A 14,483-nucleotide genomic window follows, 5' to 3' on the forward strand; every position below is an offset into this window, starting at 1 on the left:
ATGGTCTGCTGGTCGCTCCATTGAAAAAGGAGTGATCATGGACGCTATCCCACCCAACCCGCCATTGACGCCGCCTGCGTCGCCCGCTCAGCCCGCCAGCTCGGTAAAGCCGATTGCAACGAAAAGCCTGCACGGTGCATTCCTCGAAAAAGCCATTCCCGAATGGCTGACCCAAGCGTCGACCTCGCGGCGTCAGGCCCTGAAAGATACCCACACGGAACTGCCAGCCTGGTATCGCAGCGCCTCGACCGCCCAGCGCGAGACCTTGCATGACAGTACGCGGGCGAGCGTGGTCGCGCAGAACCGGCTGGATAAGACCATGGCCTCGTTCCAGGACATCGAAGCCTTTGCCCGGCCCTTGCTGCTCGAGGCGCTGAACGACCAGTTTCAACTGAAGGTCGACGTCGACAAAACCTTGCTGTGTCTAAAGCGCCCGCTGGAAGCGGGTATTTTCGCCATTGAATTGTCTTCCTTTGAGGTTCTTGAACTCTCGATGCTGGACGCGGCGCTGCATAACTTTGAAGCCTACGAATGCGAGGCCGGGGCCTACCATACGACCTCCGGTTTCGTCACCGCCGGCACTGCGCCGCAGGAGTACGAGGCGGTGACGCTTGCGCTGACGGTCAGCCAGTTCCTGACGCTGTGTCGCAGCCTCGACATCGGCAGGCAGTACCAGACCTACCTGCAAGCATTCTTTCACCCGACCGACGCCGTGGCCGAGACGGCGTTTCGCGAACAGTTCATCAGTAGTCAGAAAGCCGCGATGCGTGCTGCTGCCGAGCTGGCCTTGCTGAAAAAAGACATTGAGCCTGCGCACTACGCCATGATCGTCTCGGTCGTCGACGGCGAATTGAACCCGCGGGTCGGCAACAAACCTGTCTGGTTCAGGGACTTGTCGGTGATGAATAAACGCATGACCGGCTGCGTGGTGTTCGCCGTCAGCGACAAGTACCGCTACGCCGATGAATGGATCATTTATATCCCCCATGACCCCGAGCATCCCTTCAAGTGCTACCGCGGCTCGGAGGATCAGCAGGAGTTCAAACGGCTGCTCACCGCACGCACTGGCGAGCAGGCCAAGAGCGCCGAGCCGACCGCATATCAGCGTTTCCTCAGCCAGTTTCTGGCTTACGACCAGCGCCCCTATTTCTTCAGCCAATTCACCCGCAAGGCCGCCGACTCGCCGAGCGATCACTGGCGAACGCCCTGGCGGACCATCATCGATCTGGTGAGCCGCGGCGCGGTCTTTACCCGGATCAGGGAATTACCACCGCCGCCAGCGGCGAAACTGGAACCGGAGCCTGACCCTTACATTGCGCCGAATGCTTTTCTGCACCGGGGCCGAGGCCTTTGGGCGAGCAATCAGGACCTCTGGGAGTATCTCTACAAGGAGAGCCGCGCCAAGGTGCTGGCCGACGCTCGCAGCCACGCGGTACCCAGCGCTGATGTCGATGTGAAGGCGCGCGAAGCCAAGCTTGCGCATTTGCTTCAGATCGGCCTGCTGGGGCTGAACATGGTGTCGATGTTCGTGCCCGTGCTGGGTGAAGTGATGATGGTGGTGATGGCCGGCCAGTTGTTGTACGAGACCCTTGAAGGCGCGATCGAGTGGGGCGAGGGCGACCGTCGGGCGGCCAAGGATCATCTGCTCGATGTCGCCGAGAACCTGGCACAGATTGCGCTGATGGCGGGCGTCGGTCTCGCGGTGCGCAAGTTCAGCGCCGCCCGGCCTGAACCGGTGCTTGAAAAGCTCGAGCCGGTGACGCTGCCCGATGGCCAGACTCGCTTGTGGCGGCCCGACTTGAGCGCTTATGAATCCTCGGTTTCATTGGCCAACAGCGCCGGTCCAAACCAGATGGGGCAGCATCTGATCGACGGCAAAACCTATATTCGTCAGGGCAGCAAGGTCTACCAACAAGTGTTCGATGAGTCGCTGGGCAAATGGCGAATCAAGCACCCGAGCGATTCCGGCGCCTGGCAGCCGGTACTCGACAGCAACGGCCGCGGCGCCTGGCGGCATAACCTGGAGCGCCCGCTGCAATGGGATCGGTTGACGTTGTTGCGGCGCGTGGGCCACGCCACGGAGGCGTTTTCTGACAGCGAGATGATCCGGCTTGGCGAGGTCAGCGGCGTCAGTGACGACGCCTTGCGCAAAATGCACGTCGATCACGCGCCGCCACCGCCAGAACTGTCTGAGGCCATGCGGCTGTTCAAGGCCGATAGGGAGACGGCGAGCGTTATCGAACAATTGCGCGGGACGACGCCCGTTGACGCGCTGTCGTTGTATGCGTTGCCGCTGGTCACCGAAATGCCGCGCTGGCCGGCCAATCGGGCGCTAGAGGTGTTTGACGGGCCGCAGTTGTCTGGCAAGTCCATCCGCTATGGCGTCGAGCGCCGCGTGCGCGGCGTGGGCGTGAAGTCGCCGATCCAGGTATCGCGCGCTGACATCCTCAACGGCGAGCTGCCGGCGCGCATTCTGGCTGGACTCGACGAACCAGAAATCACCCGCCTGCTCGGTGCAGAAGGCGCGCGCGTACGCGCCGCCCGAGCCGACGAGTTCGGCAAGCAGATTGCCGATTTCGCCCAGGTCCGCCAGCCGGCGATTTTTGCCAGCCTCTACAAGGGCACCGAAATCATGGCTCCTGAGGTCAAGCGTTTACAGAGCGCCTGTCCAGGACTCAGCGAATCGGCGGCAGAGGAGGTGCTGGCGCAGGCCCATCCCGATGATCTGGCACAGTTCAGCTCAACCCGGCGCGTCCCGCTGCGCATGCTCGAGAAGGCGCGCTGGTATACCGACCAAGGCCGACAAGTGCGGGCTTACGCCGGTCTGCGCAGCGAAAATATCGCCTCGGCGGACAGCCGGCGCCTGGCCTTGCAAACGCTGCAAAACCTGCCGGGCTGGCCGAACAACCTGCGCCTGGAAGTTCGCGAGGGCAGTCGCCACGGGGCGCTGCTCGACAGCATCGGCAGCGAGACGGCGCTGGAGAAAAAATACCTGATCAAACAAGGCCCGCAATTTCAGGCGTTCGATGAGCGTGGCGAAACGCTCAACAGCCTGCCGACAGCGGGCGACAACTTTTATGCCTCAGTCATGCACGCGTTGCCCGATGGCGCACGGCGCAGCCTGGGCGTGCCAGAGGTGAATCAATCGGCTGAGCTGCAACGCCGGATCATCGCTTACGCCGGTCAGCATCGTGGCGACGCGCCGGCACTTCTGAAACCGCAGGCGAAATGGCTCAAGCCGCCTGCCCGGGTTAATAAATCCTTGATCGGCTATCCCGCCAGCGGGCGAGGCCCGAACCTGGACCCGATCCTCAACGCACGGGTGCGCGATCTTTATCCGGGCATGAGCGAACAACAAGCCAACGGCTTCATTCTGGAGCAGTGGCAGGCGGGCAAGGACAGCAGAGCAATTGCCGAACTGTTGCAGGTCCGCCGGCAGGAATGGGTGCAACTCAACGCCGCACTGGACACCTGGGCGGGGCCGGCTGTAGCACCATGGGAACGATCCGGCACTGATCACAAGCTGCGCACCGCGCAAGCCCTCAAGGATTGCTGGCGCAATGCGCCGATCGCCACGCAGACGGCCGGCGCCGATCGGCTTTCCATTATCAGTTACGACCCTTTGCCAGCGCTGGACGCGGATTTTTCACACGTACTTGACTTGACTGTTGGCGGGGGCGGGATGACCGATGCCAATGCCGATGCTTTTCTGAACCGTTTCCCCAATCTGGAAAGACTGGTGCTGGGTGAGCGCGGGAGTCTGCTTGTTTCCCATATGATGTACGAACAGGCACTGACGAACCTGCCGTCGACAGTGACCCGCATGACCGCGCTGAGAAGCCTCAAATTCAGGACCTCTGCCCCCGCGATAGCCAGTGAATTTTCCCGTCGGCTAGGCGCGCTGACTGCGCTTGAAACGCTTCATTTCAACTACGCGGGAACCGGTCCGCTAACGTCGGCGAACCTCGATCTTGCGCCATTGACGCACCTGCGAAAACTCACGATCGACGCGCCAGGCCTGGCGCAGTGGCCGGACTCGTTGCAAGCGCTTCCCGAGCTACAACGACTTGACCTTTCGCAGACCTCGATTGCCTCGATTCCGGATGCGCTCTATATCGGTCGAGAAAGACTCTGGGCGGGCCTGTCGCTGGACTGGTCGAGGTTTTCCTATGAGACGTTCCGGCCGGCCTATGAGTATGTCACCCGATATATGGGCTCATGGGGGCACCTGGTGGATGTCGACTTGATGGTTCGCCAATATTGCGCCGGCGAGCTTGAGTTTCTGACGGGCGAGTCCGGACATATCAACCCGTTGCCGCAAAGCATCATGAGTGCATGGGACACACCCGCGACCCGGCTCAAGGCGGTTATCGCCTTGCGCGCGGAACATACCGGGATTTTCCGCCAGTTTTATCAACCCACAACCTCCGGCGGCTTGCGTACGGCGTTACCGATACCGCGCTGGCAGGCGCAACCCAACGCCAGGGTGGTGCGTGCACTGGAGCGAAGCTGGCGCGCGGCCGTACGCAAACGCTACAGCCTGGAACCGGCTGCCCAGCCCGCCAATTCGATGGAGTGGAATGCTGGCATCAACCATGATGATCCCACCGTATTCGAACTTCGCGACACCGCGTGGGTGCAGGGCGAGCCGTCCATCAGTGAGCTGCCACGATTGCCGGCGGGCACCTTTTCCAAGGTACAGACCGTGCGCCTGGACCGCCTGACAGTACCCGTCGAGCAGATTCGCGATTTCCTTCAGGCATTCAGCGGCACGCAGCACTTGGAGATCACCGCCAGCGGGCTGACGGAAGTTCCGATCCGTGCGGGTGACCTGGCGCAACTGACGCGCCTGGACCTGTCGTTCAATCGGATCATCGTCACGCCTGCGGTTCAGGCCCAGTTCAATGGCTTGAAGGGCCTTGAATATCTCAATGCGCGCCTGAATCAACTTACGGCCCTCGACGTCACGGCGATGCCCCGCCTCAAGGCTCTGAATCTAAGCTCCAACGGCCTCATGGCATGGCCGGCGGGCGCCGAAGGCCTGGCGCAATTGCAGTCGCTCGACCTGCGTTACAACAGCATCGCGACACTGCCGGAATCGGTGCTTGCCGACGATGAGCTGCTGCTCAAGACCAGCCTGAGCAGTAACCTCTTCAACCCTGATGGCGGAGCGGCTCTGGCGGCGGCACGGCAGCGTATCGAAACCACTAAAGGTTTGCCCGAGGGGGCCTTGAAACGCTTTGAATTGGAATCCGTATCGCTGCAGATGCCTGCCAACGACCCGCCATCGGACACTGCGCGGTCTCTCCTCAGGCATTTATTACCATTGCCTCGCCAGACTGGTGCGGCGCCCGGAGCCGAGAGTTTCGTCGATCGACTGCTGGATCTGCATCCGGTGATTGCCAGGGATCAGGCACTGCAATGGCTGGCGCAGCTACGCAACGAGGGGCTGACGGATGTGCAGATCGACGCCCGCTTAACGCAATGGGCACAGTCCGCTGAGTCACTGACGCGGCGGTTGAACGGCTGGATTTTTACCCGGGTTCCGGTGACGGGCGCGACCGCCGTGTCGGCGCAGAGTCGTCAGCTCGCCGCGCTGAAAATTCGCGAGTGCTGGCAGGACGGGTTGATCGGCGACACCCAAGAGGCTGGGCGCACGCTGGATCTCACGAGGCTGTACACCGGGGATTTGCCGTCGTTGTCGAGCGCGTTTGCTCGCGTGCGCACCTTGAATCTCACCGGCTGCGGATTCTCCGTAGAGAGTTTCAACGCGTTCAGCAGTGATTTTCCTGGGGTGACCCGCCTGGTTCTCAACGGTAACGTCCTGCGCGTGCTGCCGGACGCCATCCAGAACCTGGCCGGGCTCGAGCGCCTGGAGCTGAGCGGCAACAGTTTTGCGGACGCGCGAAGCGTGTACGCCAGTGCAGGTGCCGAGCGTCTGCGCTGGCTGGATCTGAGCCATAACCAATTGGATGAGTTCGAAGCAGGCGGGTTGCGCAGGCTCGAAACCTTGAAGCTTGACCACAATGGTCTGAATGACTGGCCAGACGGCGTACTCGAACTTCAGCATCTGCGCGCCCTGGACCTGAGGGGCAACGACATCCGACAGTTCCCGGACCGCTTGTTGGGCGGCAACCATGAAGGGCTGGTTGCAGGCACGGACTTGTCGGAAAACCCGCTGACGCTCAACAGCCTGGAGCAGCTCAGGGATTACAGCGCGGCGAACGCAGATCGTGACGTGATGGGCTACTCGAGAACGCAGCTGGACCGTGAAATAGAGCGATTGCAAGAAACGGACAGCACCTCCGGTTCCGATTCTGACTCGGACCTCGACAGCGATAGCGATGGCGACCAAGCGGGCGGCGCCAGGCGCGCTGACCCGCATGCCGGCGTCGAGGCGGGCGAGATCATCGAAAACCCCCAACAAGAGGTTGGCGCTGCGGCGATGGACATCTGGCTCACCCTCGCCCCTGACGATGTGCGAGTGGCGCGGCAAACGCTGTGGCGGCAACTGGCTCAAGAGGCCAACCATGAAGCATTTTTTCATTTGCTCTCGAGATTACCGGATACGCTCGAGTTCAAGCTGGCGGGCGCCGATCTGACTCAACGGGTGTGGCAGGTCATGCAGGCCGCTGGGGAAAATACCGAGTTGCGCGAGCTGTTGTTTATCGACGCCCAGACCCATTACACCTGCAGCGATGGACGAATCCTCTCGTTCAGTGAGTTGGAAACACGGGCTTACGAGTACACCGCGCTGCGCGATATTCCGCGGCATCGCCCGGAACAGCGAGGCCGGGCCCTGGTCGATCTGACGCGACGTCTGTTTCGCCTGGACAGGGTCGACAAGCTGGCGGAAGCCGCCGCGAAAAACAAAGACCGCGCGGAAATTCGCCTGCAATACCGAATCGCATTGGCTCGCGGCTGGCCGGACGGCCTGGAGTTGCCAGCGCAACCGGAGCATATGCTGTATGGCACGCCGATTCGCGGACAGAGACTGGAGACGGCCCGCGCCGCTGTTCTGGCAGACGAGGCGTCGGGTCTGTTTCTGGAGGACCTGATCGCCCGTGACTACTGGATTCGCTATCTGGAGGAGCGCTACGGCGAAACGTTCGCGGAGCTTGAGCGCGATGCCACCCGGCGTCAGGGAGAAATTGAAGATGCGCATCTGGACTGGATCGACAACGAGGAGACGAATAGCCGTTATCTGGAAGCGCTGACGCGGTTTCAGATCGAACGAGCAGAAGCACGTACGCAGGCGCTCATGACGCTGTCTCGCGCAGAGTTGCAAGCACCGGCAACCCCGGCAACCCCGGCGTCACCGCAACCCGGCCCGTCATGGCGCCCGTGAGCGCGACGTTGAACACGCCCGGGAGCACGCCGCTCCCGGGCGTGGCACACCTCAGTTGTCGTAACCCAGGTTCGGCGCCAGCCAGCGTTCGGTCACGCTCAGTTCCTGACCTTTGCGCGAGGTGTAGCTCTGCACCTGGTCCTTGTCGATTTTGCCGACCGCAAAATACTGCGCCTGCGGATGGGCGAAGTACCAGCCACTGACCGCGGCAGCAGGGAACATCGCGTAGTGTTCGGTCAGGAACACGCCGCTGCGGCCCGCGCGCATCTCGGCCGCTTCCGGGTCGAGCAGGGTGAACAGCGCGGCTTTCTCGGTGTGGTCCGGGCAGGCCGGGTAGCCAGGAGCGGGGCGGATGCCACGGTATTGCTCTTTGATCAGCGCTTCGTTATCCAGCGTTTCATCCTTGGCGTAACCCCAATGCTCTTTGCGCACCTGCTGGTGCAGCCATTCGGCACAGGCCTCGGCCAAACGGTCGGCGAGGGCCTTGACCATGATCGAGTTGTAGTCGTCGCCAGCGTCCTGATAGGCCTTGGCGACTTCTTCGGCACCGATGCCGGCGGTGGTGATAAAGCCGCCGACGTAGTCGGTGATTTCGCTGTCCTTCGGCGCGACGAAGTCGGCGAGGCAGAAGTTCGGTTTGCCGTCGGTCTTGATGATCTGCTGACGCAGGTGATGCAGTTTGGCCATTGGCTTGCCGTCATCGTCGTACAGCTCGATGTCGTCTTCGTTCACCTGGTTGGCCGGCCAGAAACCGAACACGGCGCGGGCGCTGATCAGTTTTTCGTCGATCAGCTTGGCGAGCATCTCCTGGGCGTCCTTGTACAGCGCAGTGGCGGCTTCACCAACCACTTCGTCTTCGAGGATGCGCGGGAACTTGCCAGCCAGATCCCAGGAAATGAAGAACGGCGTCCAGTCGATGTATTCGGCCAGGACCTTGAGGTCGATGTTGTCCAGCACTTTGCTGCCGGTAAAGCTCGGTTTGACCGGCTGGTAGCTGGCCCAGTCGAACTGCGGTTTCTTGGCGATGGCGGCGGCGTAGCTCAGGCGCTCGGTGCGCGCGCTGCGGTTGGAGGTGCGCTCGCGAACATCAATATATTCCAGGCGGGTTTTCTCGACGAAACCGGCCTTCAATTCCTTGGAAAGCAACTGCGTTGCCACACCCACGGCGCGTGAGGCGTCAGTCACGTAAATCACCGCGTCGTTGCTGTACTTCGGCTCGATCTTCACGGCGGTGTGCGCTTTGGAAGTCGTTGCACCACCAATCATCAGCGGCAGGTGGAAATCCTGGCGCTGCATCTCGCGAGCGACGTGGACCATCTCGTCCAGCGATGGAGTGATCAGGCCGGAGAGGCCGATGATGTCGCATTTCTCTTCTTTGGCGACCTGCAGAATCTTCTCGGCCGGCACCATTACCCCAAGGTCGACGATGTCGTAGCCGTTGCAGCCGAGTACCACGCCGACGATGTTCTTGCCGATGTCATGCACGTCACCCTTGACCGTGGCCATGAGAATCTTGCCCTTGGCCTCCGGCTTGTCGCCTTTTTCCAGTTCGATGAACGGGATCAAGTGAGCCACGGCCTGCTTCATCACCCGGGCGGATTTGACCACCTGCGGCAGGAACATTTTGCCAGCGCCGAACAGGTCACCGACGATGTTCATGCCGGACATCAGCGGACCTTCGATGACTTCGATCGGACGGGCGAACGACTGGCGCGATTCTTCGGTGTCCTCGACGATGTGCGTGGTGATGCCTTTGACCAGCGCATGCTCCAGACGCTTGTTGACGTCCCAGTTGCGCCACTCTTCGGTCTCGGCTTCCTTGACGCTGCCGTCGCCCTTGTACTTGTCGGCGATGGCGAGCAGGGCGTCGGTGCCTTCCGGCGTGCGGTTGAGGATCACGTCTTCAACGGCGTCGCGCAGCTCGACCGGGATCTGATCGTAGATCTCCAGCTGGCCGGCGTTGACGATGCCCATGGTCAGGCCCGCGCGGATGGCGTGCAGCAGGAACACCGAATGGATCGCCTCGCGCACCGGGTTGTTGCCGCGGAACGAGAACGACACGTTGGACACACCGCCGGACGTCAGCGCGTACGGCAGTTCGTCGCGGATGTAGGCGCAGGCGTTAATGAAGTCCACGGCATAGTTGTTGTGTTCTTCGATACCGGTGGCAACGGCGAAGATGTTCGGGTCGAAAATGATGTCTTCCGGCGGGAAGCCGACTTCGTTGACCAGAATGTCGTAGGAGCGCTTGCAGATTTCCTTTTTGCGCGCCTCGGTGTCGGCCTGACCGGCTTCATCGAACGCCATCACCACCACGGCGGCGCCATAGCGCTTGCACAGTCTGGCGTGATGGATGAATTGCTCGACGCCTTCTTTCATGCTGATCGAGTTGACGATGCCCTTGCCCTGAATGCACTTGAGGCCGGCTTCGATGACTTCCCATTTCGACGAGTCGATCATGATCGGCACGCGCGAGATGTCCGGCTCGCCGGCAATCAGATTGAGGAAGGTCACCATGGCCTTCTTCGAATCGAGCATGCCCTCGTCCATGTTGATGTCGATCACCTGCGCGCCGGCCTCGACCTGCTGCAGGGCGACTTCCAGGGCTTCGGTGTAGTTGTCTTCACGGATCAGACGGGCGAATTTTGCCGAACCGGTGATGTTGGTGCGCTCGCCGACGTTGACGAACAGCGAGTTGCGATCGATGGTGAACGGCTCCAGGCCCGACAGGCGGCAGGCCTTGGGAATGTCCGGAATTTGCCGCGGCGCATAACCGGCGACCGCGTTGGCGATGGCTTCGATGTGGCCCGGCGTGGTGCCGCAGCAGCCACCGACAATGTTGAGGAAGCCGCTCTGGGCGAACTCTTCGATGACTTTGGCGGTTTGCGCCGGCAGTTCGTCGTACTCGCCGAACTCGTTGGGCAGGCCGGCGTTCGGGTGTGCGGAAACGTGGGTGCTGGCCTTGTTCGACAGCTCTTCCAGGTAGGGACGCAACTCGCTGGCGCCGAGGGCGCAGTTCAGACCGACCGAAATTGGCTTGGCATGGGCCACCGAGTTCCAGAACGCTTCGGTGGTCTGGCCGGAGAGGGTTCGGCCAGACGCATCGGTGATGGTCCCGGAGATCATGATCGGCAGTTCGATGTGCAGCTCTTCAAACACGCCCTGCACGGCGAAAATCGCGGCTTTGGCGTTGAGGGTGTCGAAGATGGTTTCGATCAGGATCAGGTCGGCGCCGCCCTCGATCAGGCCTTTGGTGGCTTCGGTGTAGTTCTCCACCAGCTCATCGAAGGTCACGTTGCGGTAGCCGGGGTTGTTGACGTCAGGCGACAGCGAGCAGGTGCGACTGGTAGGCCCGAGCACGCCGGCGACGAAACGCGGCTTGGCCGGGTTCTCGGCAGTCTTGGCGTCGGCGATCTTGCGTGCCAGCCGTGCGCCTTCTACGTTTAGCTCATACGCCAGCTCTTCCATGCCGTAGTCGGCCATGGAAATGCGCGTGGCGTTGAAGGTGTTGGTTTCGAGAATGTCGGCGCCGGCGTCCAGATAGGCTTTTTCGATGCCGCCGATCACGTCGGGACGGGTGATCACCAGGAGGTCGTTGTTACCCTTGACGTCGCTTGGCCAGTCCGCGAAGCGTTTGCCGCGGTAATCCTGCTCCTCGAGCTTGTAGCTCTGGATCATCGTGCCCATCCCGCCGTCGAGAATCAGGATGCGCTCTTTGAGGGCTTGCTTGAGAGCTTGAAGGCGGACGCTGCGATCGGACATGTGGACTACTCGGAAAGACCATTACGAAGGAACGGGATCATAACAAACCTGTGCGCTTTTAGAGCATGTTCGGCTTTTGCATGAATATCGCTCATGTTGGTACGGTCGTCATAACGGTAGAATCGCCGCCTTTTTTCACAATCGGGATCAGCAGCATGCCGTACCGCGTCATCAGTTTTCTGTTGCTGGTCCTGAGCGGGAGCGCTGCGGCGCAGGATCCTGCGATCTCGTCCTCCATTTCCTACAGCCGTAATATCCAACCGATCTTTACCGAGAAGTGCGTCGCGTGCCACGCCTGCTACGACTCGGCCTGCCAGCTCAACCTGGGCAGTGGCGAAGGCGCCGCCCGTGGCGCGAGCAAGATGCCGGTGTATGACGGCGAACGCACCCAGGCCGCGCCGACCACGCGACTGTTCTACGACGCGTTTGGCAAACGCGCCTGGCAGCAGAAAGACTTCTATTCGGTGCTCGATGCCCAAGGCAGCCAGGCCGCACTGATGGCGCGCATGCTCGAACTCGGCCACAAGACCCCGCTGACGCCGAACGCCAAGTTGCCGCAAGACATTGTTCTGGGGCTCAACCGCAATAATCTGTGCGCGATGCCTGGCGAGTTCGACGCGTATGCCGGTGCGCACCCGAAGGAAGGCATGCCGCTGGCCGTCACCGGGTTGACCGATCAGCAATATCAGACTTTGCAGCGCTGGCTGGCGTCCGGTGCGCCGATTGACGAGCAAAACCTGGCGCCGAGCGCGCAAGAGGCTATGCAGATCGTGCAGTGGGAAAATCTGCTCAACGCCCCGGGCGCACGGCAAAGTCTGGTGGGCCGCTGGCTCTACGAGCACTGGTATCTGGCGCACATCTATTTCAAGGACGGCGCGCCTGGGCGTTATTTCCAGTGGGTGCGTTCGCGCACGCCGAGCGGCCAGCCGATCGACCTGATCGCCACCCGTCGTCCCAACGACGACCCGGGCACTCAGGTGTATTACCGCTTGTGGCCGGTGCAAGGGGTGATCGTGCACAAGACGCACATCACTTATCCGCTGAGCGCGGCGAAAATGGCGCGGATCAAAAGCCTGTTCTACAGCGGCAACTGGCAAGTCAGCGCGCTGCCGGGTTATGGCCCGCAGAGCCGGGCCAATCCGTTTGCCACATTCGAGGCGATCCCGGCGCAGGCGCGCTATCAGTTCATGCTCGATAACGCCGAGTATTTTGTGCGTACCTTTATTCGCGGGCCGGTGTGTCGTGGGCAGATTGCGACCGATGTGATCCGCGACAATTTCTGGGCGCTGTTCCAGGCTCCGGAACATGACTTGTACATCACCGATCCGAACTATCGGGGCCAGGCCACGCCGTTACTGGCCATGCCCGGGCAGAACGACGACGTAGGCAGCATCTTGAGCCTGTGGCGCAATTACCGCGACAAGCGCAACGAATACGAAGCCCTGCGCCGCGACAGCTACGCCGACCTGCCGGCGCCGAGCTGGTCGACTCTGTGGGCCGGCAACGACAATGCGCTGCTGAGCATCTTCCGCCACTTCGACAGTGCGTCGGTGACCAAAGGCCTGATCGGTGACGTGCCGCAGACGATGTGGCTGTTCGACTATCCGCTGCTGGAACGCACCTATTACCAGTTGGCGGTCAACTTCGATGTGTTCGGCAACGTCTCCCATCAGGCGCAGACGCGGTTGTATTTCGACCTGATCCGCAACGGCGCCGAGCAGAACTTCCTGCGCCTGATGCCGGCCGATTCCCGCGAGGATTACCTCAACGACTGGTATCAGAACAGCGGGCAATTGAAGATGTGGCTCGATTACGAAGCCATCGACGACGACAAGCCGACCGGGCTGAAACTCGACGATAAAAATCCGAAACGCGATTTTGCCCGGCAGTTGCTGGCGCGCTATGGCGATCTCAATGCCCGGCCGGACCCGATCAACCGCTGCGACGGCGCCTATTGCTCACGACCGAATATCGACCCGGCACTGCAGAACGCCGAGCAGGCCTTGAGTCGTCTGGCCTCGCGTCCGGCCGCTGGCTTGCGGGTCATCGACCAGATGCCGGAAGCAACGATGCTGCGCGTCGAAACCGCCAGCGGCCGGCGCGAGGTCTACAGCCTGATGCGCAATCGTGCTCACAGCAACGTGGCGTTCCTGCTCGGCGAATCATTGCGCTATCAGCCGGGACTGGACACGTTGACGATCTATCCGGGCGTACTCAGCAGCTACCCGAACTTCATGTTCAACGTCCCGGCCGAGCAAGTGCCGGCCTTCGTCGATGCCATGGAAAACGCCAGAGACGCCAACCGTTTCGAGAAAATCGTCGAACGCTGGGGGATTCGTCGCAGTCATCCGCAATTCTGGTTCTACTTCCACGACTTGAGCCAGTACCTCCATGAGACCGATCCCGTGGAGGAGGGCGTGCTGGATATGAATCGGTACGAGAACCTGTGAGCGATTACTACTGCTGCCATTGAAAAAATTGGCACAAACCTTGTGGGAGCGAGCTTGCTCGCGAAGCCCGGTCAGGCAACATCCGCCTTGAATGTGCCACCGCTTTCGCGAGCAAGCCCGCTCCCACAGGGGATGCAGGGTGAACTATCGAGAATCTTTCCCGACAAAAATACTAGGACTTTGTCCGGCGCAATGATTGGCGTAAACTGCGCCCAAGCCTGCGAGGAGTTTCCATGACCGCTATTACCATTACTGACGCCGCCCACGATTACCTGGCCGATCTGCTTTCCAAGCAGAACACCCCGGGTATCGGCATCCGCGTCTTCATCACCCAGCCTGGCACCCAGTACGCCGAAACCTGCATTGCCTACTGCAAGCCGGGCGAAGAGAAACCCGAAGACACCGCGCTGGGGCTGAAAAGCTTCACTGCGTACATCGACTCGTTCAGCGAAGCGTTTCTCGATGACGCCGTCGTCGACTACGCCACCGACCGCATGGGCGGCCAGCTGACCATCAAGGCGCCTAACGCCAAAGTCCCGATGGTCAACGCCGACAGCCCGGTCAACGAGCGCATCAATTATTACCTGCAAACCGAAATCAACCCGGGGCTGGCCAGCCACGGCGGTCAGGTCAGCCTGATCGATGTGGTTGAAGACGGCATCGCTGTCCTGCAGTTCGGTGGCGGTTGCCAGGGCTGCGGCCAGGCCGATGTCACCCTGAAGGAAGGCATCGAGCGCACCTTGCTCGAGCGTATCCCCGAACTCAAGGGCGTGCGCGACGTGACTGACCACACGCAAAAAGAAAACGCCTACTACTGAGTAAGGCGTTCCTGTGGCGAGGGAGCTTGCTCCCGCTGGGCTGCGTAGCAGACCCACGATTCTGGGCCGCTTCGCGCCCCGGCGGGAGCAAGCTCCCTCGCCACA

At 61.3% G+C, this 14,483-nt stretch carries 4 protein-coding genes; 3 read left to right on the forward strand and 1 reads right to left on the reverse strand.

The window, feature by feature from the left end; translation table 11 throughout:
- The first annotated feature begins 37 nt into the window (after window positions 1-37).
- Window positions 38-7,348 (forward strand): DUF6543 domain-containing protein, encoded by a 7,311-nt coding sequence (locus HU743_RS10800; RefSeq protein WP_186648592.1) that lies wholly within the window; start codon window positions 38-40, stop codon window positions 7,346-7,348.
- A 51-nt stretch (window positions 7,349-7,399) separates the two neighbouring features.
- On the opposite strand, the gene metH is transcribed toward HU743_RS10800, so the two are convergent.
- Window positions 7,400-11,110 (reverse strand): methionine synthase, encoded by a 3,711-nt coding sequence (metH, locus tag HU743_RS10805; RefSeq protein WP_186648593.1) that lies wholly within the window; start codon window positions 11,108-11,110, stop codon window positions 7,400-7,402.
- Between the two features lie 155 nt (window positions 11,111-11,265).
- Between metH and HU743_RS10810 the strand changes: the two genes are divergently transcribed.
- Window positions 11,266-13,560, forward strand: a complete 2,295-nt coding sequence (locus HU743_RS10810; protein WP_186648594.1) for a fatty acid cis/trans isomerase — start codon at window positions 11,266-11,268, stop codon at window positions 13,558-13,560.
- Between the two features lie 233 nt (window positions 13,561-13,793).
- A complete protein-coding gene (nfuA, locus tag HU743_RS10815; protein WP_003225494.1) occupies window positions 13,794-14,378 on the forward strand; it encodes a Fe-S biogenesis protein NfuA in 585 nt (194 codons plus the stop codon).
- Window positions 14,379-14,483: the final 105 nt, after the last annotated feature.

The organism is Pseudomonas sp. SWRI99 (genome assembly GCF_014270125.1).
Classification (GTDB): Bacteria; Pseudomonadota; Gammaproteobacteria; order Pseudomonadales; family Pseudomonadaceae; genus Aquipseudomonas; species Aquipseudomonas hamedanensis.